Source organism: Actinoallomurus sp. CA-150999, assembly GCF_050942425.1.
Classification (GTDB): domain Bacteria; phylum Actinomycetota; class Actinomycetes; order Streptosporangiales; family Streptosporangiaceae; genus Actinoallomurus.
In genome coordinates this window covers 5,185,433-5,207,963 of record NZ_CP192063.1, presented here as the reverse complement: position 1 = coordinate 5,207,963, position 22,531 = coordinate 5,185,433, and the positions used below count along the sequence as shown (strand labels likewise).

Sequence of the window (22,531 nt, the reverse complement as noted above, 5' to 3'; positions counted from 1 at the left end):
TTTTCGAATCATCGAGCGGGTTCCGGATACAGGCCGCTACTGTGCGTACATGCTTGGTCGCATGTCATCCGGTCATGTCGCATGAGCCGTAAGGTTGCCCTGGCCGCCGGTCAGGTGGCGCGGACCGCGGCCGCCCACGCGCTGCTGTGTGGCGGGGTGGATGAGAAAACCGGACAGGCCCTGACGGCCCGGACGGTGGCCGAGCGGGTGGGCTGGGGCGCGGACCTGGTTGCTGGGATGGCCGCCGGACTGCTAGCCGAGCGTTGGAACGCCGGGGATGTGGCCGTGCTGGCCGCCGGGGTGGATGCGGCGGGCCGCGCGTTGCCGTCGAATGCGTGGATGGCGTTGCGCCGCCTGGGCTGGGGCGTGAGGGTCCCCGATGGGGTCAAGATCAATGACCGGATCGTGCGGATGGCGCAAGAAGAAGCCGGGCGGATCCTGCGCGGTGCGCAGCACCGCGCCGAGACGGTCGCCGGGATCCTGGCGACCTGGCCTGCCGACCCGGACAAGCGCACGGCCGCCGAATGGGACACCGTCCGCGAGACGATCCCCGACGGCCGGTCCCTGACCAGCGGTGTGATCAAGGCGCGCACCCGGCAGATCACCGTCTTTCTCGACGCTCATGGGCGGCTTCCGGTCGATGTGTTCGAACTGGAAGAGGCGCCGCGCGCGGCGCGGATGCTGGTGCTGGCCGCCGTCGACCGGCAACAGGCCACCCTGGAACGCGCCGACGACGACCCGGCCAAGGTGCTGCTGCGCGTGCAGTTGCCCACCCGCCCGGATCCGCGCTCCTACGCCGACTGGACCTGGGTGGTCTGCCCGATCACACTGCCGCCCACCGTCCCACCGGACGCGGTGCTGCACCTGCCCACACTCCGCCCCACCACCGGGCCAGCTGGTGGCAGGGTGCATGCCGACCTGGCGTTCTCCCATCCCGTCTCCAAAGCCGAACGGAAGGGTCACACGACGGCGCTGGGCGTGGACTGGGGCCTGAACACCCTGCTCAGCGCCGGGGCCTGCCGCTTGCATCCCGACGGCACCATCACCGCACTCGGTGCCGGGGCGATGTTCCGGGCAGCCGGGGTGATGGCCCGCCAGCACCGGCTACGCCGCCACAGCGAACACCTGCACGCCAAAACCGACACCTACGCCCGCCTCATCGCCGACCAGGACGGCCACCACCTGGTCGTCAAACACGCCGTGCTGACGGCCGAACGCCAGTACGTGGCCGATCGCCGGTCGGGCCTGAACGACGCGCTGGCCTGGTCGGCCGCCCGGTGGGTCGTGGACCAGGCGATCGCCGCTGGGGCGAGTGTGATCTATGTGGAGGATCTGCGGTCGATGGAGGCCAAAGGCATGGGCCGCACCCTCAACACCCGCCTGTCCCAGGCCGTGCGCGGGCAGGTCGTCGGCAACATGCGGCACCTGGCCGCCGAGACCGGTATTGCCGTCGTCACCGTCCCGGCCGCCAACACCTCCAAACACTGCCCACAGTGTCTGCTGCCGCTACGCCACTGCAAGGCACCCGACCGGCCCACCACACCCGGCTGGAAATGGGCGATCTGCCCCGACCCGCACTGTGGCTGGCAGGGCGACCGCGACCACGGCGCGTGGCGCCGCATCGCCGCCCGCGGCCTCACCCACCAGCACCACACCACCCTCGACCGCGCCACCGGCCACATGGCCATCGGCCGCATCATCGACAAGTTTGAAGCGAGTGCGGTCATCGCCCTGACCGCCGCTCCTCCAGCCAGCGGGGGTGACCGGTCCAAGACCGGCCCCACCCCCCGCCGAACCCCACGCCCCGCGCCCAGGCGACGCGGGGCACCCTCCACCCACGGCCCTCAAAAGTCGGTGGGTCAGCGTCCGGAGGGACGCGCTCACACGGACCACAGACCGCCACGCGCGGCCTGCCGGTACCAGGGCGTGCGCACGATCAGCTCAAACACCCCCACCACCGGCCGGAACCGTCCACGGCACCGGCCGCGAGGGGCGGCACTGGGCGCAGGCTTCCACCTGAACGCCCACTCCACCCCACCCCGGTGGACAGATCCCCCAGCCACAACACTCCATTGTGACTACGGATCCCTAAGCCGATCAGAGACGCTCATCACGGAAGGAGACCGCTGAGATGTCCCTGTCCACCCACGTCCTGGACGCCGCGGTCGGGCGGCCCGCCGAGGGCGTGCCCATACGGCTCGAGAGCCGCGCGGCCGACGGATCCTGGAAGCCGGTGGCCGCAGGCCGTACCGACGCCGACGGGCGGTTCGGCGACTGGCCGGCTCCCGGCGCGGGCGTCCACCGGCTGATTTTCGAAACCGAGGGCATCTCCGACTTCTACCCCGAGGTCACGGTGGCGTTCACGATCACCGACGCCGAGCGGCACCACCACATCCCCCTGCTGCTCAGCCCGTTCGCCTACTCCACCTACCGCGGGAGCTAGCCGTGCGGCTCGGTCCGAACAGGTACGGCAAGGCCGAAACGCGGGTCGTTCGGATCACCAGGGACGGCCGCGTCCACCACATCAAGGACTGCAATGTCAGCGTCTCCCTCTCCGGTGACCTGGACGCGGTCCATCGGAACGGCGACAACGCGGCGGTCCTGCCGACCGACAGCCAGAAGAACACGGTCTTCGCCTTCGCCAGGAAGTACGGCATCACCGAGATCGAGGAGTTCGCGCTGCTGCTGGCGCGGCACTTCGTCAACTCGCAGCCGACCATCCACCACGCGCGGGTCGAGGTCGAGGAGTACTTCTGGGACCGGATCCCGACGTACGGAGGCAGGCAGCACTCCTTCGTCCGGTCCGGCCGCGAGATCCGCACCTGCGTCGTGCACCACGACGGGCCGTCGCGCCAGGCCACGATCGTGTCCGGGCTGAAGGGGCTGACCGTCCTCAACTCCACCGGCTCGGAGTTCCACGGCTTCATCGAGGACGAGTACACGACCCTCGAGCCGACCCACGACCGGGTCCTGGCCACCGAGGTCAGCGCCGCGTGGCGGCATCGGGCCGAGCACGACGCCTTCGGCGCGTCGTACGAGCGGGCGCGCCGGGCCATGCTCGACGCGTTCTCCGGGACCCACAGCCTCTCGCTCCAGCAGACGCTGTACGCGATGGGATGCCGGGTCCTGAACGCCCGCGAGGAGATCTGCGAGATCCGCCTCGCGATGCCGAACAAGCATCATTTCACGGTCGACCTGGAGCCCTTCGGCCTGGACAACCCGCAAGAGGTGTTCTTCGCGGCCGACCGCCCGTACGGCCTGATCGAGGGCGCCGTCCTCGCCGACGACGCACCCGACGCCGGATTCGCCTGGGAGTGAGCATGGACTTCCTGCGCCCCACGAGCTGGGAGGAGGCGCTCGCCGCCAAGGCCGAGCGCCCGGAGGCCCTGCCCATCCAGGGCGGCACCGACGTGATGGTCGAGCTGAACTTCGGCGTGCAGCGCCCTGCGGCGCTGCTCGACCTCGGCCCGGTCGGCGAGCTCGCGACCTGGGAGCCGCTGCCCGACGGGTCCGTGCGCGTCGGAGCGGGCGTTTCGTACACCCGGCTGATCACCGAGCTGGCCGACCGCCTGCCCGGCCTCGCGCAGGCCGCCCGTACGGTCGGCTCGCCGCAGATCCGCAACCGCGGCACGGTCGGCGGCAACCTCGGCGCGGCGTCACCGGCCGGCGACGCGCATCCGCCGCTGCTGGCGGCGGGTGCGGTGTACGAGGTCGAATCGGCGGCCCGGGGCGTCCGGACGATCCCGGCCACCGAGTTCTACCTGGGCGTCAAGCGCAACGCGCTGCGGCCCGACGAACTGATCCGCGCGTTCCGGCTGCCGCCCGTGACGGGCCCGCAGTACTTCTCCAAGATCGGCACCCGCAACGCGATGGTGATCGCGGTCTGCTCGTTCTCCATCGCGCTCCTGCCGAGCGAGCGGCGCGTCGGCACCGGGGTCGGCTCCGCCGCTCCGACCCCGCTCCGCGCGTACGCGGCGGAGGAGTTCCTGGCCGGCGAGGCGGACTGGGACGCCGACCTGGACAGGGCGGTGGCCGAGCGCTTCGGCGAGCTGGTCGGCGCGGCGGCGAGCCCGATCGACGACGTGCGCGGCACGGCCGAATACCGCCGGCACGCGCTGGGCGTCATGGCGCGCCGGACCCTGACCTGGGCGTGGAACGACCACCGGAAGGGAGCCCTGGAGTGCGCGTGAAGTTCAGCGTCAACGACCGGGAACAGGTCGCCGACGACGTGTGGGAGGGCGAGAGCCTTCTGTTCGTGCTCCGCGAGCGCCTGGGCCTGCCCGGGGCAAAGAACGCCTGCGAGCAGGGCGAATGCGGCTCGTGCACGGTCTACCTCGATGGCGTTCCGGTCTGCGCGTGCCTCGTCGCCGCGGGGCAGGCGCAGGGCCGGGAGGTGCGGACGGTGGAGGGCCTGGCCTCCGCCGACGGGCTCACGGCCGTCCAGCAGGCGTTCGTGGAGTGCGGAGCCGTGCAGTGCGGCTTCTGCACACCGGGCCTGCTCGTGCAGGCCGACGACCTGATCACGCGGGTGCCCGACCCCTCCGACGCGGACATCCGCGAGGCGCTCGCCGGCAACCTGTGCCGTTGCACCGGCTACGAGAAGATCCTGGACGCCGTACGCCGTGCGGCCGAGCTGAAGGCCGCCGGGCGATGACCGTCATCATCGAGGGGGCCTACCTCGCGCCGGTCGCCGGCGCCGAGATCCCCGACGGCCATCTGGTGGTCGAAGGCGACCGGATCACCGCGATCGGGCCCGGCCCGGCGCCGTCCGTCGCCGGCGCGGACCGGGCGGAGCGGATCGACGCCCGAGGCTGCCTGGTCACCCCGGGCCTGGTCAACACCCACCATCACCTCTACCAGTGGGCCTCTCAGGGGCTGGCCAAGGACGACACGCTGTTCGACTGGCTGGTGACGCTCTATCCGATCTGGGCGCGGATGGACGCCGAGGTGGTGAGCGGAGCGGCGGCCGCCGGGCTCGGCTGGCTGGCCAGGTCGGGCGCCACGACCACCACCGACCACCATTACATCTTTCCCAAGGGGCGCGGCGACCTGTTCGCCGCCGAGATCGACGCGGCCCGGCGCGTCGGCGTCCGCTTCCATCCCTGCCGGGGCTCGATGGACCGCGGTCGGTCGGACGGCGGGCTGCCGCCGGACGAGGTGGTGGAGAGTCTCGACGACATCCTCGAGGCCACCGCCGCCGCGATCGACGCCTACCACGACGACTCGTTCTCCTCCATGCTGCGGATCGCGGTGGCCCCCTGCTCCCCGTTCTCCGTCAGCAGGGACCTGCTGGTCGAGTCGGCCGGCCTGGCGCGGGCCAAGGGCGTACGGCTGCACACCCACCTCGCCGAGACCCTCGACGAGGAGGAGTACTGCCGCGAGCGGCTGAACCGCACGCCGGTGGAGTACATGGAGCAGGTCGGCTGGCTCGGCGGCGACGTGTGGTTCGCGCACACCGTCCACCTGAGCGACTCCGACATCGCCACGATGGCGGAGACGGGCACCGGCACGGCGCACTGCCCCAGCTCGAACGCGCGGCTGGGCGCGGGCATCGCCCGCGTCCGCGACCTGCTCGGCGCCGGCGTTCCGGTCGGTCTGGGAGTGGACGGCGCGGCGTCGGCCGAGATGGTCCCCCTGATCGGCGAGCTCCGACAGGCCATGTACCTGCAGCGGGCCAGGTACGGGCCGAGCGCGCTGACCGCCCGGCAGGCCCTGGAACTCGGCACCCTCGGCGGCGCGCGGCTCCTGGGCCGGGAGAACGAGATCGGCTCGCTCGAGACCGGCAAGCTCGCCGACATCGCCGTCTGGCGGATGGACGGCTTCCACGCCGCCGTGGAGGACCCGGTGGTCGCGCTCGTCCACGGCCACTCGCCGCCGCTGGCGAGGCTGCTGGTGGGCGGCCGGACGGTGGTCGACGACGACGAACTCGTCTCCGCGCCACAGCACGAGATCGGCAGGGCCGGCGCCGACGCGCGCCGCCGCCTGATGGAACTCGCGAAGGAGGTCCTGTGACGACGGTTCCGGCAGGCGCGGCCGAGGGCGTCCTCGCCCCCGGCCGGGGCGGGGTGGGCGACAGCCTGCTCCGGCCCGACGGCACGCTCAAGGTCACGGGCGAGTTCGCCTTCGCCTCCGACCTGTGGATCGACGGGATGCTGTTCGGCGTGACGCTGCGCAGCCCGCACGCACGCGCCAGGATCCGCTCGATCGACCTCGGCCCCGCACTCGCGGTGCCCGGCGTCGAGGCGGTCCTCACACACGAGGACGTGCCCGGGCGCAAGGTGTACGGACTGGAGCACGCCGACCAGCCCGTGCTCGCCATCGGCGAGGTCCGTCACCAGGGCGAGCCGATCGCGCTGGTCGCGGCCGACCACCCGGAGACGGCCCGGCACGCGGCGGAGCAGATCAGGATCGAGTGGGAGGTCCTCGAACCGATCACCGACGCGCGCGCCGTGATCGCCGACCCGGACCGCCTCAGGGTCCAGGAGCGCGGCGGCATCGTCCGCCACCAGCCGGTCCGGGTGGGAGACGTGGCCGCCGCCCGCGCGCGGGCGGAGGTCGTCGTGTCCGGTGACTTCTCCGTCGGCATCCAGGACCAGGCGTTCCTCGGGCCGGAGTCCGGCCTGGCGGTGCCGGCCGAGGACGGCGGGATCGACCTGTTCGTCGCCACCCAGTGGCTGCACAACGACCTCCGGCAGATCGCGCCCTGCCTCGGTCTGCCCGACGGGAAGGTCCGGATGACGCTGGCCGGCGTCGGCGGAGCGTTCGGCGGCCGCGAGGACCTATCGATGCAGATCCACGCCGGCATGCTGGCGTTGTACACCGGCCGGCCGGTCAAGATCGTCTACAACCGGTACGAGTCGTTCTTCGGCCACGTGCACCGGCACCCCGCGCTGATGCGCTACGAGTACGGCGCGACCCGCGACGGCAGGATTCTCTACGCCGACGCCGAGATCGTCCTCGACGGCGGCGCCTACACCTCCTCCTCGCTCGCCGTGGTGGCGAACGCGGCCTCGCTCGGAGTCGGCCCGTACGAGGTCCCGAACCTGCGGATGGACGCGTACGGCGTCTACACCAACAACCCGCCGTGCGGCGCGATGCGGGGCTTCGGCGCGGTGCAGGCCTGCTTCGCCTACGAGTCGATGATGGACCGGCTGGGCGAGGCGTGTGGCGTCGGCCCGGTGGAGATCCGCCGGATCAACGCCGCCGGCCAGGGGTCCAAGCTGGCCACCGGCCAGGTCATCGACTCGCCCGCCCCGCTGAAGGAGATGCTCACCCGGCTGAAGGCCATGCCACTGCCCGTGCCGCCGGGCGCCACCGACCTGCGTGACCTGCCGGGCGGTGTCTCCCAGACCACCCACGGCGAGGGAGTGGTCCGCGGCGTCGGCTACGGCGTCGGCATCAAGAACATCTGCTTCTCCGAGGGCTTCGACGACTACTCGACCGCCCGGGTACGGCTGGAGGCCGTCGGCGGCGAGGCGACGGCGGTCGTGCACACCGCCGCCGCCGAGGTCGGCCAGGGCCTGGTCACGCTGCAGGAGCAGATCGCCCGTACCGAGCTGGGCGTCGACCGGGTGACCGTGCGGCCCGCCGACGACCGGGTCGGCGACGCGGGTTCCTCTTCCGCGTCGCGCCAGTCCTACATGACCGGTGGGGCGGTGAAGGCGGCCTGCGAGGCGGTCCGCGCGGACCTCCTCGCGCTGGCCCGGGAACGCCTCGGTACGACCCTCGGCGATCTGTCGCTCATCGGCGGAAAGGTCGTGTCGGCGTCGGCGGGCGCGCTGGCCGAGATCGCCGACATCCTCGGTGACCGGGTCGTCGAGCAGACCCGCGAATACCGCCACCGGCGCACCGTCGCCATGGATCCGGTGACCGGGCAGGGCGACAGCCACGTCCAGCTCGCGCTCTGCGTGCACCGCGCCGTGGTCGACGTCGACGTGGAGCTCGGCCTGGTCAAGGTGGTGGAGCTGGCCGCCGTCCAGGACGTCGGGAAGATCATGAACCGGCTCGCGCTGGAAGGCCAGATCCACGGCGGCTCCGCGCAGGGCCTCGGGCTGGCGCTGATGGAGGAGATCGTCGTCCAGGACGGCCTCGTCCGGAACCCGTCCTTCACCGACTACCTCATCCCCACGATCCTCGACATGCCGCCCATGCGGCTGGACATCCTCGAGAGTCCCGACCCGGCCGCCCCGTACGGGCTGCGCGGCGCGGGAGAACCGCCCACGCTCTCCTCCACGCCCGCCATCGTCGCGGCCGTCCGCGACGCCACCGGAAGGGCGCTCACCCGAGTACCGATCCGACCGGAGCACATATGCCACTGATGTTCCTCAACGGCGGGGCGATGCGCGGCGGGCCGCTGCACCGCCTCCTGGACGGCGCGCCGCTGGTCGCCGAGACCACGACCGCGCCGCGGTATCGCTTCTTCGCGGTCGGCGACCGGTTCCCCGGACTCCTCCCGGTCGCGCACGGCGGCGCCCGTGTCGCGGGCGAGGTCTACGACGTGGCGATGGACGTGCTGCGTGACCGGCTGCTGCCGGCCGAGCCGCCCGAGCTGGAGCTGGGCGTGATCGAGCTGGTCGACGGCAGTTCCTCCCTGGCGATGGTGCTGCGGCGCCCGCCGACGTCCTTCCCCGAACTGGTCGACATCACCGAATACGGCAGTTGGCCCGCCTACCGGGGACGTTCCTCATGAGCCCGTACGACCTGGTCGTACGCTCGCGTCGCGCGCTGCTCCCGGACGGAGAGCGGCCCGCGGCCGTGGCCGTGCGGGACGGGAGGGTCGCCGCCGTCGGCGACCACGATGACCCTCTGCCGGCCGGGACCCGCGTGGACCTCGGCGACATCGCGCTGCTTCCGGGACTCGTCGACACCCACGTTCACGTCAACGAGCCGGGCCGTACGGAGTGGGAGGGCTTCGCGACGGCGACCCGCGCGGCCGCCGCGGGCGGCGTGACCACGATCGTGGACATGCCGCTCAACTCGCTCCCGCCCGTGACCACCGCCGCCGCGCTGGCCGTCAAGAAGGAGGCGGCGGCCGGCCGGTGCTTCACGGACGTCGGCTTCTGGGGCGGCGCCGTTCCGGGCAACACGCGGGAGCTGCGGGCCCTGCACGACGGCGGTGTCTTCGGCTTCAAGTGCTTCACCGCGGACTCCGGCGTGCCGGAGTTCCCGCCGCTGACCTATGACGCGATGGAGGAGGCCTTCGCCGAGATCGCGTCACTGCGGGGGCTGGTCATCGTGCACGCCGAGGACCCCGGGTCGCTGTCGGCCCCGGCGGACGGCGGTTATGACGCCTTCTTGGCCGCGCGGCCGCCGAGCGCGGAGCACAAGGCGGTCGAGCAGGTGATCCGGCTGGCCGAGACGACGGGGGTACGGGCGCACATCCTGCACCTGTCGGCCGCCGACTGCCTCGAGCCGCTGGCCCGGGCACAGGCCCGGGGCGTGCGGATCACCGCCGAGACCTGCCCGCACTACCTGACGCTGTCGGCCGCCGAGATCCGGGCGGACGCCACCCACTTCAAGTGCTGCCCGCCGATCCGCGACGCCGCCAACCGGGACGGGCTCTGGCAGGGCCTCGCCGCCGGAGTGGTCGGCTGCGTCGTGACCGACCACTCGCCCTGCCCACCCGAGCTCAAGCGCGGCGGATTCGACGAGGCCTGGGGTGGGATCTCCTCCCTGCAGCTCGGCCTGCCCGCCGTCTGGACCGAGGCGCGCCGCCGCGGTCACGACCTGGCGGACGTGGTGCGGTGGATGTCGGCCGCGCCGGCGGCGCTGGCGGGCGTCCCGGGCAAGGGCGCCATCGCGGTCGGCAACGACGCCGACCTCGTGGCCTTCGCCGCGGACGAGACGTTCACCGTCGACCCGGCGGCGCTACGGACCCGTCACCGCGTCACGCCCTATGCGGGCCGCGAGCTCACCGGCGTCGTGCGGGCCACCTGGCTACGCGGCGAGGTCGTGGGCGACACGCCTCGCGGGCGCCTCCTGCGGAGCCGCTCCGCGGTCGCGGAGGGTTGATCGATGGCCGATTTCACCTCGTTGCCGGATCTGGCGGTCCGGAACCTCGGCGGCTCCGTCCTCGCCGCGAGCGACGAGTCCTTCGCGGAACGGGAGAACCTGATCAACCCCTGGGCGGCCGGGCATCAGGCGGAGACCTTCGGCCGGAAGGGCCAGGTCTACGACGGCTGGGAGACCGCCCGGCGGCGGCCGTCCGCGCTCGGGCTGACGGTCGACGACCGCGGCCACGACTGGGCCCTGGTCCGGCTCGGGCTGCCCGGCGTGATCCGGGGGGTCGTCATCGACACCGCCTGGTTCCGGGGGAACTTCCCGGCCTACGCCTCGGTCGAGGCCTGCGCGGCGGAAGGCCATCCGTCGGCCGAGGAGCTGGCCGCCCTCGCGTGGGTGGAGATCGTGCCGCGGAGCCCCCTGACCGGGGACGCCGAGCACCGTTTCCCGGTCCTGGCGGCGCGGAGGTTCACGCATGTCCGCCTGAACATCTTCCCGGACGGCGGTGTCGCGCGGCTCCGCGTGCACGGCGAGGTCGTCCCGGATCCACGGCTGCTGACCGGCCTGACGGTGGACCTGGCCGCGCTGGAGAACGGCGCGCGCGTCACCGACTGCTCGAACCTGTTCTACTCCGCGCCGGAGAACATCCTGGCCCCAGGCCTGCCACGCCACCAGGGCGAGGGCTGGGAGACCGCGCGGCGGCGCGACGACGGCAACGACTGGGTCACGGTGGAACTGGCCGCCCCCGGCAGGCCGAGGCTGGTCGAGATCGACACCACGCACCTCAAGTACAACGCCCCGGGCTGGGCGGCGCTCTCCGGCCGGGACGCCCGGGTGTCGGAGGAGTGGGCCCCTCTCCTGCCGCCCACCCGGATCCAGCCGGACGGCCGCCACCGCTTCCGGCTCGACGCCGCCGCCCCACCGGCCGAGGTGACGCACGTACGGCTCGACATCTACCCCGACGGCGGCGTGGGCCGGCTCCGTGTCTGGGGTGAGCTGACGGCCGACGGCGAGCGGGCCCTCCGCGACCGCTGGGACGCCTTCGATTCTTGACTCCGTCCGGCTCACGTGAAGTTCCTGTTACATCCATGACCGGCCCGTTCCCGCGGGCTCGAGCGAGAGGTAGCGTCCAGCTGTGCTGATCAGCCCACACGAGCAGGAACGGCTGCTGATCCACGTGGCGGCCGGCCTCGCCCGCGACCGGCGCGCCCGCGGATTGCGGCTCAATCATCCCGAAGCGACCGCGGTCATCGCCTCCTATGTCCTGGAGGGCGCCCGCGACGGGCGGAGCGTCGCCGAGCTCATGGAGACCGGGCGCACCGTGCTCACCCGCGAGGACGTCATGGAGGGGATTCCGGAGATGCTCGACTCCGTGCAGGTCGAGGCGACCTTCCCCGACGGCACCAAACTCGTCACCGTCCATCGGCCGATCCCATGACGCCCCTCGCCCGAGGCGAGGAGGCCACGGAGGTTCCGCCCAGAGGGAGGTTCGAATGAGCGCCGGATCCGTCCCGGGCGAGATCGTGACCGGAGAGGGCCGGGTGGAGCTGAACCCCGGCCGTCCACGTACGACGATCACGGTCGTCAACACCGGGGACCGGCCGGTGCAGGTCGGCTCGCACTATCACTTCGCGCAGGCCAACGACGCGCTCGACTTCGACCGGGTGGCCGCGCGCGGCCACCGGCTCGACGTGCCCGCGGGCACCGCCGTGCGGTTCGAGCCGGGAATCGCCCGCGAGGTGTCGCTGGTGCCGTTCGCCGGGCGCGCGGTCGTACCGGGGCTGCGCCATGACTGAGATCTCGCGCTCCCGCTACGCCCAGCTGTACGGACCGACCGCCGGCGACCGCGTGCGCCTGGCCGACACCGACCTGTTCATCGAGGTCACCGAGGATCTGTCCCGAGGTGTGGGGGCGGGCGACGAGGCGGTCTTCGGCGGCGGCAAGGTGATCCGCGAGTCCATGGGCCAGGGCATGGCGACACGCGCCGACGGGGCACCCGACCTGGTGATCACCGGGGTCGTGGTGCTGGACCACTGGGGCGTGGTCAAGGCCGACGTGGGGGTGCGCGACGGCCGGATCGTCGCGCTCGGCAAGGCCGGCAATCCGGACACGATGGACGGTGTCCATCCCGGCCTGGTGATCGGCCCGTCCACCGAGATCCTGGCCGGCAACGGCAGGATCCTCACGGCCGGGGCGGTCGACTCGCACGTCCACCTGATCTGCCCGCAGCTCGTCGACGAGGCGCTCGGCGCTGGTGTCACCACGCTCATCGGCGGCGGCACCGGCCCGGCAGAGGGCACCAAGGCGACGACGGTGACCCCCGGCGCCTGGAACCTGGCCCGGATGCTGGAGGCGATGGATCCCTACCCGGTCAACGTGGCGCTGCTCGCGAAGGGCAACACGGTGTCCGAGGAGAGCATGTGGGAGGCGCTGCGCGGCGGCGCGTCCGGGTTCAAACTGCACGAAGACTGGGGGTCGACTCCGGCCGCGATCGACGCGTGCCTGCGCGTCGCCGACGTCTCGGGCGTCCAGGTCGCCCTGCACTCCGACACCCTCAACGAGGCCGGTTACGTCGAGTCGACGCTGAACGCCGTCGGCGGCCGGTCCGTCCACGCCTACCACACCGAGGGCGCGGGCGGCGGGCACGCGCCGGACATCATCACGGCCGCCGGGTACCCGAACGTCCTGCCGTCCTCGACCAACCCGACCCGGCCGCACACGGTCAACACGCTCGACGAGCACCTCGACATGCTCATGGTCTGCCATCACCTGAATCCGTCGGTGCCGGAGGACCTCGCGTTCGCCGAGTCGCGGATCCGCCCGACCACGATGGCGGCCGAGGACGTCCTGCACGACATCGGCGCGATTTCGATGATCGGCTCGGACTCCCAGGCGATGGGCCGGATCGGCGAGACCGTCATCCGTACCTGGCAGACCGCGCATGTGATGAAAGGCCACCGGGGCGGCCTGGACGACAACCTGCGCGCCCGTCGTTACGTCGCCAAGTACACGATCTGCCCGGCGATCGCGCACGGCCTCGACGCGGAGATCGGCTCCGTCGAGGTGGGCAAGCTCGCCGACCTGGTGCTGTGGGACCCGGCGTTCTTCGGTGTCCGGCCGCACGTCGTGCTCAAGGGCGGCATGATCGCCTGGGGCCAGATGGGCGACGCGAACGCCTCCATCCCGACGCCGCAGCCGGTGTTCCCCCGCCCGATGTGGGGCGCCACCGCGGCCCCGGCCACATCGGTGCACTTCGTCGCCCCCGCCGCGCTGGACGACGGCCTCGCCGAGCGCCTCGAGGTGCGGCGGCGCCTGGTCGCGGTCAACGACACCCGGCGGGTGGGGAAGGCGGACATGCCGCTGAACGACGCGCTGCCGGAGATCAAGGTCGACCCGGACACGTTCACGGTGAGCGTCGACGGGAACGAGGTCGAGCCCGCGCCCGCCTCCGAGCTGCCCATGGCCCAGCGGTACTTCCTGTTCTGATGGACTCCTGATGGACGCCGCGCTGCTGCTGCTCGCCGACTCCCGGCTCCCCGCGGGCGGGCACGCGCACTCGGGCGGCCTCGAGACGGCCGCCGCGACCGGCGTCGTCCACGATCTGGCCACACTCGCCGGCTTCCTGCGCGGCCGACTCGCGACCGCGGGACTCGTCACGGCGGGCCTGGCGGCGGCCGCCTGCGCGCACGCACGGCCCGGAGCCGGCGCCCACACACCACTCGCGGAAACGACGCCGAGTGCCGGTTGGGCCCGGCTCGACACCGAGGCCGACGCGCGCACGCCGTCGCCCGCGCAGCGGCGGGCCTCGCGGGCGCAGGGACGGGCGCTGCTGCGCGTCGCCCGCGCCACCTGGCCCGGTCCCGTGCTGGAGAGCCTGGCCGCGGCGTCCGGCAGCCCGCACCATCCGGTCGCGCTCGGCGCCGCGGTCGCCGCCGCGGACGGCGCTCCGGAACGCGCGGCGCAGATCGCGGCGTACGGCTCCGTGACCGGTCCGGCCTCGGCGGCGGTCCGCCTGCTCGGGCTCGATCCCCTGGGCGTGCACCGGATGCTCGCGGGCCTCGCCGGGCGGATCGACGCCGTCGCGGCGGAGGCGGCCGAGGGCGTACGCGCCGGTGACCTGCCCGCGGCCTCCGCGCCCGCGCTGGACGTGTTCGCCGAGCTTCACCAGCAGGCCGAACTCCGCCTGTTCGAATCCTGAGATCGGAGGCCCCGTGGGACTGGACCACAGCCACGACCCGCACGAGCCGCACGCGCACCGTGCCCTGCGGCTCGGCATCGGAGGCCCGGTCGGCAGCGGCAAGACCGCCCTGGTCGCCGCGCTGTGCCGCCTACTCCGCGACGAGGTCGCGCTGGCCGTCGTCACGAACGACATCTACACGACCGAGGACGCCGACTTCCTGCGCCGGAACGGCGTGCTGGACGACGACCGGATCGCGGCCGTCCGGACCGGCTGCTGCCCGCACACGGCGATCCGTGACGACATCTCCGCCAACCTCGACGCCGTCGAGGCGCTGGAGGACCGGCACGGCCCCCTCGACCTGGTGATCGTGGAGAGCGGTGGTGACAATCTCACCGCGACGTTCAGCCGCGGGCTGGTCGACCGGCAGATCTTCGTCCTCGACGTGTCCGGCGGCGACAAGGTCCCCCGCAAGGGCGGCCCGGGGGTCACCACCGCGGACCTGCTGGTGATCAACAAGACCGACCTCGCGCCGTTGGTCGGCGCCGACCTGACCGTCATGGCACGCGACGCCGAACGCGTGCGGGCCGGCCTGCCGATCGCCTTCACCTCGCTGCGCGAGCGCCCGGACGTTCCGGAGGTCACCGCCTGGGTCCGCTCCGCCCTCGCCGAACGCGCACCCGCGTGACCCTGGCCACGGGAGGCCACGCGACCGCTCTCACGGACACCGGCCGGGACACGGGTGGCCGCACCGGTTTCGCGGCGCGCGCGGCCGTGCGCGCCGAGTGCGGCCCCGGCGGGCGGATCCGCATCACGCGGCTGCGTTCCGACGGTCCGCTCGCGCTGCGCGAGTGCGGCGAGTCGGTCTATCTGGTCGGTGCGGGGGCGGGGCCGCTCGGGGGCGACGACCTGGAGCTGACCATCGACGTCGGGCCAGGCGCGCGGCTCGACGTCCGCTCGGCGGCGGCAACGCTCGTCCTGCCGGGACGCCGAAACGCGGGAGCGTCACGCCTGGTCGTACGGGCCGACGTCGCGGCCGGAGCGCGGCTCGTCTTCAGTCCCGAACCCGTGATCGCCGCGGCCGGCTGCGACCACCGGGCGCGTGCGGAGGTGACGCTCGCCGAAGGCGCGGAGCTGGTGTGGCGGGAGGAGATCGTGCTGGGCCGCCACGGTGAGCCCGCCGGCCGCTACGTCGGCCGGTTCGATGTCACGGTCGGCGCGGAGCCGCTGCTCCGCCACGAGCTGCGGATCGACGAGGACGCCACGAGCGGCGCCGTGCTCGGCGACGCGGGGGCCGTCGGCACCCTGCTGGTCACCGGCGTCACCGCGGAGCCGTACGCCGACGAAGGGCTGGCCGTGCTGCCGCTCGCCGGCCCCGGCGTCCTGGTGACGGCCATGGCCGCCGACACGGTACGGCTGCGCGAGCGATTGGAACGGGGCCGCCGCCTCCTCACCTGACGTGCGGTCCTCCGGCGGTGGATCGAGATCCGGGCGTCTTGTCCATTCCCCTTTCCGGGTCGCGCGGCGATAGTGGGCCCATGACCAGTGATGTCGTCGATGACGCCGCGATGCTGAACGTCGCGCTGGAGGAGGCGCGCGCCGGGTACGCCGAGGGCGGCGTCCCGGTCGGGGCCGCGCTGTTCGGCGCCGACGGGCGGCTGCTCGGGCGTGGGCGCAACCGGCGGGTCCAGGACGACGACCCGTCGACCCACGGCGAGACCGCGGCGTTCCGCGCGGCCGGCCGGCAGCTCACGTACCGCGGCACGACCATGGCCACGACGCTGTCGCCGTGCTGGTACTGCAGCGGGCTGATCCTGCAGTTCGGCATCTCCCGGGTGGTCGTCGGCGAGGCGCGGACGTTCGAGGGCCACCACGAGTGGCTGGCCGGGCACGGTGTCGAGGTCGTCGTACTCGACGACCCGGAGTGTGCCGGGCTCATGACCGCCTTCATCGGGGAACACCCCGACATCTGGAACGAGGACATCGGCGAGAGCTCGTGAGTACGAGTGGCGTCGTTCCCCGAGGAGCGCCGGCGGGGGAACGGTCGCATGAGCAGCTCACGGTCCGCCCCGCCCCGACGACGCTCCAGCCCGGCCGCCCACGAGCCGGGCTATCCGGCCTTGCGCTTGTCGAACTCCGCTGCGACCGCGTGAATGGAGCCCCGGCCCTCGAGCTCGACGCCCTTTCCGTCGGCCATGCTGATCGTGACCGGCTGCCAGCTCTTGCCGCCCTCGACCTTGATGGACGCGATGCGCTCCAGCGGAATCTGGCCGAGATGCTCGCCGACCCGGTTGAGCATCGGGTCGGCGGCCCACACGTGCAGGGCACTGTCGCTGATGCCGAAGACGACGGCCGCGTCGAGCGGAATGTCGGTCTCTTCGGTCATCTTCTTCGCCGCCGCGCGAGCGGCGGGCCTGGCGATGAGGTAGTTACCGAGCGGCGAGAGCATCCGCGCGGGGCTGAGCGCGGTGTCGACTCTGGCGTACGCGGCCGCCACGATCTTTTCGTCGCCGAGTTGCTCGGTCAAAGCGGCGGCCAGTTCAGCATCTTTTGCGTGCATCAGTACTTTCCTTCAGCCGAAGTTCGGGACAAGAATGGATCCGTCGACGCGCTGCGGCCATGACGACCACCAAGCTGCGAGCCGGAGCCGCTCGGCCGACGTCTTCGACGCGATGCCGATGCGGAGCCGGCGCCGCCGGATGGGCCGCCCGAGGTCGACGTCGTTCACCGCGACGTCGCCGTACCGCGTGGGCCGACCATGTACGCGCACCGACGTTTCATCCATACCGCCAGCGTCGCGGCAGCGGGCACCTCATGCGATCGGTGATCCGGTCATTCCCGTGTCCACCGAACGGTGGACACGGTGCCGGCATCGTGGAGGTCCGTCCGCGGTGAGTTTCAGACCGTCCCGCTGAGGGATTTGGCGGCGGCGAGTGCTTGTGCTGCGCTGTGGTGGTCGCCGTGCGCCCGGAAGCCTTCTACTGCGATGGCGAGCGCTCTGTCGGCTTCGTCGTGCCTTCCGGCAGCCTGGAGGGTTCGGCCGAGGTGGAGGCGAGCGATGGCTTCGCTGTGGGCCGAGCCGCGCGTCCGGGCGAGTTGGAGGGCGTCATGGTGGTGGATGAGGGCGGTGTGGTGGTCGCCGAGGCGGCTGTGGGCGGCGCCAAGGAGGTAGAGCGCCATGGCCATGAGATCTTCGTCGTTGTTGTCGCGGGCCAGGCTGAGCCCGGTCCGGAGGTGGTAGAGCGCGGTATCGGGCCGGTCGAGGTGGAGGTACTGTTCGCCGGCGTAGTTGTGGGCCATGATCATATGGACCGGCATGTTGATGGTCAGCCCGACCGTAATGGCCTGTTCGAGGGCGGCGACCGCTGCGTCGTGGTCGCCGGAGCGGCCGTGCAAGGTGCCGAGCAGGATGAGGCTGCTGGCTTCACCGGGGCGATCACCGGTCGCGCGGGCCTGCTCGAGGGTGATGGACAGGAGCCGCCGTGCGGTGGCCCGCTCGTTGCGGTGGATCGCGATACGAGCCCGGACGCGCTGGGCTGTCGCCTGGGCCCAGCCTCCGGTGACGTGCTCAACGGCGGCCGCGCAGCGGGACAGGTCGTCCCAGCGGCCGGAAAGGATGAGCGGACGCTGAAGGAGTTCCAGAAGCTGTGCGGCAAGGGCGGCATCCAGCTCGGGGGTGGAGGTCACGAGCATGATCGCGGCAACCAGGTTGTCCTGCTCGACGTCGGATACCGCTTCGCCCGTCCGCTTGGCGCGGGACGGTTCCGCTGTGCGGCCGGTTCCCTGGGGCACTGCGTCGGGCCGGGGGTGCGGGACCTGCCCGGCGAGGTCGGTGAGGGAGGCGCGGACGGCGCGGGTGAGGGATCGGCGACGCACATCGCCGGAGTCTTCGCGGAGCGCCTGCTCCTTGGCGAAGCTGCGGAGTAGGTCGTGGAAGCTGTAGCGGTCTGGTGCCGGGTTGGTCACCAGGTGGGCATCGAGCAGTTGGTCCAAGAGGTGTTCGGCGTCCGAGGCGGGCACGTTGAGCAGGGCGGCCGCCGTACGGAGTGAGGAGGCCGGATAGTCGAGCAGTGCGAGCAGCCGGAACGCCTGTGCGGCCGCGGGTCCGAGCCCGCGATAGCTGAGCATGAGGCTGGCGCGCACATCGAGGTCTTCGACGTGGAGTTCGTCCATCCGGCGATGCCTGTCGGCCAGCCGGTCGGCCAGGTGCCGCACCGACCATGCCGGCCGGGAGGCGAGCTTGGCACCGGCGATCCGCACCGCAAGAGGTAGCCGACCGCAGCTGGTGATCACGTCTGTGACGGCAGTGTCGTCATCCGCCACCCGCCCGTGGCCTGCCGTGGCCGCGAACAGGGCGGTGGCCTCCAGCTCGCTCATAGGCGGCAGGTCGAGCCTGGTCGCGCCTACCAGGCCGGTCAGCTGGGCGCGGCTGGTGACCAGCGCGGCGCTCGGACCTCCGCCGGGTAGCAGCGACCGTACCTGGGCGCTGGTGGCGGCGTTGTCCAGCACGAGAAGGACCGCGCGATCGGCGAGTATCGACCGGTACAGCGCCGACCGATCGGCCAGGCCGGGAGGAATGGTTCGGCCTGGCACGCCCAGGGATCTGAGCAGGGAGTTGAGGACGTCCCCAGGGTCCCGGGGGGCTGTGCCGGCCCCACGCAGGTCGGTGAACAGGGTGCCGTCGGTGAAGACGTGGCGCAGTCGGTGGGCGGCGTGTAATGCCAGGGTCGTCTTCCCCACCCCCGGCGAGCCGGTGACGACGGTCACTCTCGCGGATGCCGCGTCACTGTCCAGACTGCTGGTCACTACATGCAGTTCCACGGCGCGTCCGGTGAAGTCAGGGATGTCGGCCGGCAACTGGGCCGGTGCGGGCCAGGGCGATCGGCGCGGCTCGCCCGGGGGTGTGCTCGCGGACTCGTCGACGGAGACCGTCGAGACCGATGGCCGGGGTGCTTCGATCTTCTCGGTGACCATGACCGTATTGCGGGCCGAGGGGTGAGTCGGCAGATCCAGGGCGGGGCCGTCGGCGAGGGCTTGCGGGCCGACGCGTCGCATCAGATCTCGGCTTCCCTCCTCGTCGAGTCCGAGCGCCTCGGCGAGCAGTCGCACCGTCTCGCGATGCGGCCTGGAAACCTTGCCGCGCTCCAGATCGCCAATCGCCCGTACGCTCATCCCCGATCGTTCGGCGAGCTGTTCCTGTGTGAGCCCGGCCTCGATCCGCCGCGCGCGGAGCGCGGCACCAAGCCCTGCGTGTGACTGGCCGCGCACCCGATCCCCCGATTCGCGGTGAAACTGCCGAAATTTCTGCCAGCGATTCTGCCTGGAGTCCTCGCTCCTGTCTACGGACGATGTTCAAGGCGGTCAAGGTCATGGTCACTCTCATCAAGTGCCGGCAAGGAGTGCCCGCCAACGAGGACCTGGAGCGCACCCTTGGCGGTGCACGTGTGTGGCCGACCCGAAGCGCCGACGAGCACGCCGATGCGTAGCCCTCGTCCCGGCCGTCATCAATCCGAAACGAAGGAGACACCCTCCGTGAAACGCTGGTTCGCCACCGGACTCGCCTCCGCGGGTACCGTCGCCGCCACGCTCGCACTCGCCGTCACACCCGCGCACGCCGTCGACGTCTGGCATGCCTGTCGCATCGTCAACGGCGTCCAGACCGACGGCCCGCTCGGCCACGGCTGGACCGCGCAGCCCTGCGTCTACCTCGACTACGACAGCCACATCGCCGTCGCCAAGATCACCTACCATGGCGGCAACACCGACGTGCACCTCATCGCCGAGCTCGGCGTCCAGTACCAGGACGGCAGCATCCAGTGGGGCGTCGGCCAGAACATCGGTCCGGCCGTCAACCCGGTCGGCAGCGGATCGGCCTACGAGTGGTCGAAGTTCGTCCCCATTCCCGGCGGCAGGGGCATCGCGCGCGTATTCGCCCGCGCCCGTCTGATGGACTCCGGAGAAATCTCCGGCGACGTCGAATCCGGCTCCGTCCCGCTTGCTTGGTAATCCCCGGTTTGTAAGTCGAAGCCGGTCTCGTCGCGAAGCACTTTCAGCCACATCCCCTGATCGGGATCACCCAGGTGAAACTCACCTCGACTCCGTGGAGGCATGCATGAAGCTCCTGTCCAGCCGTAAACTCCGCTCCGCCGCGACCGTCACCGCTACCGCCGCCGTCACGGGTGCTCTGATGACCGGCCCCGCCCATGCCGACATCTTCCTCCCGAGTGTCCACATCCAGGCCAAGCAGGGCGGGAAATGCCTCACACAGCACAACGGCGAAACGCGCTTGTATCTGGATGGCTGCAATAACAGCAGTTGGCAGAAATGGGAAGTCGCCTCCTACAACGGCGACACCAACGGCATCCACAACGTGCGGGTCTACAACCTCGCCAGCAAGAACTGCATGACCGTCAAGGACGACAAGGCCTCGGTCGATATCTGCAAACCGGGACAGGTTTCCAGCCAGATCTGGGCGTTGACCGGCAACAACTACAAGAGCTTCAACTACCAGTTCTTTACCTACGACATCCACGCCTGCCTGGACTCCGGACAACCCAGCAGCCTGCTGTTCAGGGAGAACGGCTGCAACACCAACAACAATTACCAGTACTGGGGTCTCCCCAACGCCTGACGGCTCGGCCACCCCATCGAAAGGAAGATCATGAAACCACGCCACCGCCTGAGAACCGCCGTCGTGGGCGCGGCGGTCGCCGCCGCCTCCCTCACCACCGTCGCGGCCGCCCCGGCCATGCCCGCGCAGGCCGCCTCCTGTGGCAAGCAGGTTCTCGGCCCCATCCACAAACTCAGCTCGGACCTCGGCCAGGTTGGGATCTACTACCTGGCGTGGAACTCCTGCAACTACACGATCGACGGCGTCCCCGGCCACAACGCCTACACCGAGGCGCACATCACCTCCTCCGTCTACGGCTTCACCATGGACGGCTATATCTACGTCACCAACGGAACATCCACATCCTCCGGCTCGGGCACCGTCACCGCCCCCGTCGAGGCACCCGACGGGACGTACTGGTGGGACAGCCAGCCCCTGTCGATCTACTCCGCCCCCTCCAACGTCCGCACCTACCACGGGTATCTGGAGATCCACGACTACGGCACCTTCGACTACCTCTGCTCCGCCGACACCCCGACCTGGAGCTTCAGCGGGGGAGTCACCAACCCCGGCTCCGGCGACGTCAACTTCTGCTGACCCCACCGCACGACTGCGGCTCAAGAACCTCGGTTCGGCCGTGGCCGGTGAGCACATGCGGGCCGGTAAGGCGATCGAGGAACACCTCCACCGGACGCGGTGCTGCCAGCCGTCAAGACCGGTGGATGGGAGCCGCTCCGACCCAGCGGTGGTAGGCGTCCACGTCGACGTTGCTGCCGCACACGATGGTGACCACGTGGCGGCCGGCGAATCGGTCACGGTCTTCCAGGATCGCCGCGATGCCGAGCGCGGCTGAGGGCTCGACGACGAGGCCGGCGTGGTCGAGGAGCATCCGCATACCGGTCATGATCGACGCCTCCTGGACCAAGACGGCGTCGTCGGCGACCAGGAGGAGGTCGTCCAGGACGGCCGGGATGGGACGCCGGCCGGCGACGCCGTCGGCGATGGTGTCGGTCGAGTCGGTGGTGATGACGCGCCGCCGGCGCCAGGAGTGTGTCATCGCCGGTGCGCCCAGCGGCTGGACGCAGATCACCTCGACGTCGGGTGCCAAGGCCTTCACCACGTGGCCCACGCCGGTGGCCATCGCCCCGCCGCCCAGGGCGATCAGGACGGCATCGAACGACGGCTCGGCGTCCACCAGTTCGAGGCCGATGGTCGCCGCGCCCTCGCAGGTCTCGATGTCCAGGCTGTCTTCGACCAGCCGGATGCCGTCGTGTCGCGCGATGGCCGCCGCCCGCTCGCGAGCCATGTCGAAGTCGCCGTCCACCAGCTCCAACGTGGCACCCAACGCGCGGATGCGATCGAGCTTGGCCGCGGGCGCGAAGCGGGATGCCACGACGGTGACGTCGAGCCCCCGGCCGCGACCGGACCAGGCGAGGGCTTGGCCGAGGTTGCCCGCGCTGGCGCACACCACGGCTCGCGAGCCGTTGCCGGCGAGCAGGCTCGCGACGACCTCGGTGCCACGGCCCTTGAAGCTGCGGACCGGGTTCGCCGTTTCGAGCTTGATGCTCACCGTGCACCCGAGGCCGGGCTCCAGCGCCTCGCAGCGGTACAGCGGTGTGTCGCGAAAAATCGGGTCGATCACCCGGCGAGCCGCCCGGATCCGGGCAGTGTCGAGGCGCGTCTCCTGCACGACACAGCAGCGTAGCGCCCCTGGCGACCGTCGGCCTCGCGCTCGTCTAGGCTCA

Annotated in this window: 24 protein-coding genes and 1 pseudogene; 20 read left to right on the top strand and 5 right to left on the bottom strand. The window is 71.6% G+C overall.

Annotated features, from left to right (window positions below):
• Positions 1-81 precede the first annotated feature (81 nt).
• From ACQP2O_RS24405 to ACQP2O_RS24325, 17 genes are all read left to right on the top strand, one after another.
• Entirely contained in the window at positions 82-2,130 is a 2,049-nt protein-coding gene (locus tag ACQP2O_RS24405; protein ID WP_433189425.1) for a zinc ribbon domain-containing protein, read from the top strand.
• 1 nt (position 2,131) lies between these two features.
• The gene (gene uraH, locus ACQP2O_RS24400) at positions 2,132-2,443 is read left to right on the top strand and encodes a hydroxyisourate hydrolase (RefSeq protein WP_433189422.1); all 312 of its coding nucleotides are present in this window, start codon (positions 2,132-2,134) and stop codon (positions 2,441-2,443) included.
• Positions 2,444-2,445: 2 nt separating this feature from the next.
• Positions 2,446-3,318 (top strand): factor-independent urate hydroxylase, encoded by an 873-nt coding sequence (pucL, locus tag ACQP2O_RS24395; protein ID WP_433189419.1) that lies wholly within the window; start codon positions 2,446-2,448, stop codon positions 3,316-3,318.
• Between the two features lie 2 nt (positions 3,319-3,320).
• A complete protein-coding gene (locus ACQP2O_RS24390; protein ID WP_433189416.1) occupies positions 3,321-4,190 on the top strand; it encodes an FAD binding domain-containing protein in 870 nt (289 codons plus the stop codon).
• Positions 4,181-4,654, top strand: coding sequence for a (2Fe-2S)-binding protein (locus ACQP2O_RS24385; protein WP_433189413.1), 474 nt, complete (start codon positions 4,181-4,183; stop codon positions 4,652-4,654). Before ACQP2O_RS24390 ends, ACQP2O_RS24385 begins: the two co-directional genes overlap by 10 nt.
• On the top strand, positions 4,651-6,012 hold the full coding sequence (locus ACQP2O_RS24380; RefSeq protein WP_433189411.1) for an 8-oxoguanine deaminase: 1,362 nt from the start codon (positions 4,651-4,653) through the stop codon (positions 6,010-6,012). The genes ACQP2O_RS24385 and ACQP2O_RS24380 overlap by 4 nt, the downstream gene beginning before the upstream one ends.
• The gene (locus ACQP2O_RS24375; RefSeq protein ID WP_433189408.1) at positions 6,009-8,318 is read left to right on the top strand and encodes a xanthine dehydrogenase family protein molybdopterin-binding subunit; all 2,310 of its coding nucleotides are present in this window, start codon (positions 6,009-6,011) and stop codon (positions 8,316-8,318) included. Before ACQP2O_RS24380 ends, ACQP2O_RS24375 begins: the two co-directional genes overlap by 4 nt.
• Positions 8,309-8,689 (top strand): allophanate hydrolase-related protein, encoded by a 381-nt coding sequence (locus ACQP2O_RS24370; RefSeq protein WP_433189405.1) that lies wholly within the window; start codon positions 8,309-8,311, stop codon positions 8,687-8,689. Before ACQP2O_RS24375 ends, ACQP2O_RS24370 begins: the two co-directional genes overlap by 10 nt.
• Complete coding sequence (gene allB, locus ACQP2O_RS24365; protein WP_433189402.1) at positions 8,686-10,011, top strand: allantoinase AllB; 1,326 nt, start codon at positions 8,686-8,688, stop codon at positions 10,009-10,011. The genes ACQP2O_RS24370 and allB overlap by 4 nt, the downstream gene beginning before the upstream one ends.
• 3 nt (positions 10,012-10,014) lie before the next feature.
• Complete coding sequence (alc, locus tag ACQP2O_RS24360) at positions 10,015-11,052, top strand: allantoicase (RefSeq protein WP_433189399.1); 1,038 nt, start codon at positions 10,015-10,017, stop codon at positions 11,050-11,052.
• 82 nt (positions 11,053-11,134) lie between these two features.
• Positions 11,135-11,437, top strand: coding sequence for an urease subunit gamma (locus ACQP2O_RS24355; protein WP_360893825.1), 303 nt, complete (start codon positions 11,135-11,137; stop codon positions 11,435-11,437).
• Between the two features lie 55 nt (positions 11,438-11,492).
• Positions 11,493-11,795 (top strand): urease subunit beta, encoded by a 303-nt coding sequence (locus ACQP2O_RS24350; protein WP_433189395.1) that lies wholly within the window; start codon positions 11,493-11,495, stop codon positions 11,793-11,795.
• Complete coding sequence (locus ACQP2O_RS24345) at positions 11,788-13,485, top strand: urease subunit alpha (RefSeq protein ID WP_433189392.1); 1,698 nt, start codon at positions 11,788-11,790, stop codon at positions 13,483-13,485. Before ACQP2O_RS24350 ends, ACQP2O_RS24345 begins: the two co-directional genes overlap by 8 nt.
• Before the next feature lie 10 nt (positions 13,486-13,495).
• Positions 13,496-14,197 carry an urease accessory protein UreF gene (locus ACQP2O_RS24340; RefSeq protein ID WP_433189389.1) on the top strand — a complete coding sequence of 234 codons (702 nt, stop codon included), beginning with the start codon at positions 13,496-13,498 and terminating at the stop codon, positions 14,195-14,197.
• 13 nt (positions 14,198-14,210) lie between these two features.
• Positions 14,211-14,864 carry an urease accessory protein UreG gene (ureG, locus tag ACQP2O_RS24335; RefSeq protein WP_433189386.1) on the top strand — a complete coding sequence of 218 codons (654 nt, stop codon included), beginning with the start codon at positions 14,211-14,213 and terminating at the stop codon, positions 14,862-14,864.
• Positions 14,861-15,634, top strand: coding sequence for an urease accessory protein UreD (locus ACQP2O_RS24330; protein ID WP_433189383.1), 774 nt, complete (start codon positions 14,861-14,863; stop codon positions 15,632-15,634). Before ureG ends, ACQP2O_RS24330 begins: the two co-directional genes overlap by 4 nt.
• A gap of 80 nt (positions 15,635-15,714) precedes the next feature.
• The gene (locus ACQP2O_RS24325; protein WP_433189381.1) at positions 15,715-16,176 is read left to right on the top strand and encodes a nucleoside deaminase; all 462 of its coding nucleotides are present in this window, start codon (positions 15,715-15,717) and stop codon (positions 16,174-16,176) included.
• Positions 16,177-16,286: 110 nt separating this feature from the next.
• Here the strand turns inward: ACQP2O_RS24325 and ACQP2O_RS24320 are convergent, their stop codons facing one another.
• From ACQP2O_RS24320 to ACQP2O_RS24305, 4 genes and pseudogenes are all read right to left on the bottom strand, one after another.
• Entirely contained in the window at positions 16,287-16,736 is a 450-nt protein-coding gene (locus ACQP2O_RS24320; RefSeq protein WP_433189379.1) for a hypothetical protein, read from the bottom strand.
• Between the two features lie 12 nt (positions 16,737-16,748).
• Positions 16,749-16,961 (bottom strand): hypothetical protein, encoded by a 213-nt coding sequence (locus tag ACQP2O_RS24315; RefSeq protein WP_433189376.1) that lies wholly within the window; start codon positions 16,959-16,961, stop codon positions 16,749-16,751.
• A gap of 113 nt (positions 16,962-17,074) precedes the next feature.
• Positions 17,075-19,285, bottom strand: a complete 2,211-nt coding sequence (locus tag ACQP2O_RS24310; protein ID WP_433191153.1) for an ATP-binding protein — start codon at positions 19,283-19,285, stop codon at positions 17,075-17,077.
• Positions 19,286-19,303: 18 nt separating this feature from the next.
• A pseudogene (locus ACQP2O_RS24305) lies at positions 19,304-19,444 on the bottom strand (helix-turn-helix transcriptional regulator); the annotation flags it as partial.
• Between the two features lie 264 nt (positions 19,445-19,708).
• Between ACQP2O_RS24305 and ACQP2O_RS24300 the strand changes: the two are divergent.
• The 3 genes from ACQP2O_RS24300 to ACQP2O_RS24290 all read left to right on the top strand — a co-directional run bounded on the left by ACQP2O_RS24300 (position 19,709) and on the right by ACQP2O_RS24290 (position 21,383).
• Entirely contained in the window at positions 19,709-20,182 is a 474-nt protein-coding gene (locus ACQP2O_RS24300; RefSeq protein ID WP_433189373.1) for a hypothetical protein, read from the top strand.
• 106 nt (positions 20,183-20,288) lie between these two features.
• Entirely contained in the window at positions 20,289-20,807 is a 519-nt protein-coding gene (locus ACQP2O_RS24295; protein ID WP_433189370.1) for a hypothetical protein, read from the top strand.
• A 30-nt stretch (positions 20,808-20,837) separates the two neighbouring features.
• Positions 20,838-21,383, top strand: a complete 546-nt coding sequence (locus ACQP2O_RS24290; RefSeq protein ID WP_433189367.1) for a hypothetical protein — start codon at positions 20,838-20,840, stop codon at positions 21,381-21,383.
• A gap of 112 nt (positions 21,384-21,495) precedes the next feature.
• Here the strand turns inward: ACQP2O_RS24290 and ACQP2O_RS24285 are convergent, their stop codons facing one another.
• Positions 21,496-22,476 carry a threonine ammonia-lyase gene (locus ACQP2O_RS24285; RefSeq protein ID WP_433189364.1) on the bottom strand — a complete coding sequence of 327 codons (981 nt, stop codon included), beginning with the start codon at positions 22,474-22,476 and terminating at the stop codon, positions 21,496-21,498.
• Positions 22,477-22,531: the final 55 nt, after the last annotated feature.